This is a genomic window from Synechococcus sp. R6-7 (genome assembly GCF_047461695.1).
Classification (GTDB): Bacteria; Cyanobacteriota; Cyanobacteriia; order Thermostichales; family Thermostichaceae; genus Thermostichus.
On record NZ_JANSHS010000016.1, the window covers coordinates 1 to 1,724 of the forward strand.

The 1,724-nt window shown below is 60.6% G+C and carries 1 protein-coding gene; it reads right to left on the reverse strand.

Annotated features, from left to right (window positions below):
* Nucleotides 1–78: 78 nt before the first annotated feature.
* Nucleotides 79–1,674: a SpoIID/LytB domain-containing protein gene (locus tag NW815_RS00530; protein ID WP_414415612.1), complete on the reverse strand. Its 1,596-nt coding sequence runs from the start codon at nt 1,672–1,674 to the stop codon at nt 79–81.
* Between the last annotated feature and the right edge of the window lie 50 nt (nt 1,675–1,724).

Here is a 1,724-nt window from a genome sequence, read left to right on the forward strand (position 1 = left end):
GCTTATTATTGACTAGAGTCATGCTCTTCTAAAGGCTCTGTCCCGCTGTCGCGAACGGCCATAACTTTCACCCAACCTCTAGCGGATAGAGTAGGCTGCTGAGGCGGCAGGCAACTGCAAGGATAGGGATCCCAGCGGGGCCAAGGTGGTGCCGGGGTAGTAGAAAGCGAGGATTTGTGCCGCGTTAAACCCCTGCCGAGCCAGGGTATAGGAGCCATACTGGCTCAGGCCCACCCCATGGCCAAAGCCGCCACCGATGAAGCGATAGCCTGCCAATCGCTCCCCTTGTTTCAGAGGCTCTATCCGAAACAGGGTGCTGTACAGGCGAGGAAAAGCCAAGCGTACCTGATCCTTACGCAAAAGAATCGAGCGGATCCCTTCTGCCGTCTGCAAGTCCAATTGCATCACCTGCACCCGGCCACTGGCGGAGCGCTCCAGGATCTGCATCCCCGCGATGCTGCTCCAGGTGGGCATCGGGATCCCCAGGTAGTCTTGGCCGGCCCGCAACTGGGTGTTCAGCTCCTCCAGAGATAGGGAGAACTCCCAGCGGAATAGGCGGGATACTCCTGCTTCGTTGAAGCCCTCTCGTTGGGCCAAAAACGCCTGGAAGCTGCTCTCCTGCCGCAAATCCAGGGGCTTACCCGGTTGATGGGCAATATCCGCTTGCCGGCGCAGGTAGGGGCGCGGATCCCCGTCCCAAACGTCTTCAAAGGCCGCCGAGACGCCACCGTTGGTGGAAGAATAAACGGCATCCACCAGCTCGCCGTTGTAGGTGAGCACCAGGCCGCTGGTCTGGCGAATGGCCTCGTCAGCCCGCGGGTGGGTTCCGGTCAATCCCTTGTAAACCTGGCAGTGGGTATTGGCACAGAGCTGATAATCGTCAACCTGAAAGCGGTGGAGGTTCTTGAGGGCGTAGGTGCGCGCCAGGATCGCCTGGGCAGCCATGGCGGCAAAGGGAGCCCCCGACCCCACCTCGTGGGGCACCACCCCCCGCAAATAGGTTTCCAGGGGCACGGCATTGACCACAGTGTAGCTGCCGTAGGCATTGGGCTGAAAGGTGATGGATCCGGCATAGTAGTGGTCGTTCACCCGTAGATAGCCGGCATCAGAGGTCACCCTGAGGCGGGTGCGGTGGTAGCGAAAGTGTTCATGAACCCAGCTTAGCTCCGCCCGTTCGCGTCGCTCCTGCACCTCGAGCCGCACATGGGGGATCCCTTCCTTCTGGGCATACTGCTGAATCTGGATCAGTTGTTGCGGGGTGTAGGCGCGGTTGGCCCACACCTGCCATTCTTGCGGCTGGGCGATCTCGGTGCTGATGCCCAGAGACTGCCAATGGTTGGCATTGGCCTCGGCACTCTCAAAGCTTTTGTGGCTGCTGAGGATTAGACGGTATACGGTTTCCGGGGTGGTCAGGGCGCGATTGACAATGCCGATGCTGACCCGAGGCGTTCGCTGGGTCTGGGTGCTGCCGTCTGCTTGAGGGAATTCCAGGGTGAGAAGGGATCCCGTCGGCGCCGCCAGCTCCACTTGATCCGTCTCAGAACGGCCAAAGCGTTGCACAATGCCTATATGCAGGATTGGGTTTTCGGGGGTGGCTGCCGTGGCCAAGGTCTCTTCACGAACTCCGGTTGCGTCGGCGGCATGGAGCGCCAAGGCCGTCAGCAACAGGCCCAAGCCGGAAATGAGGGTGCTCTGTTTGCGCCAGCGGGACGGAGCCCCTAAAA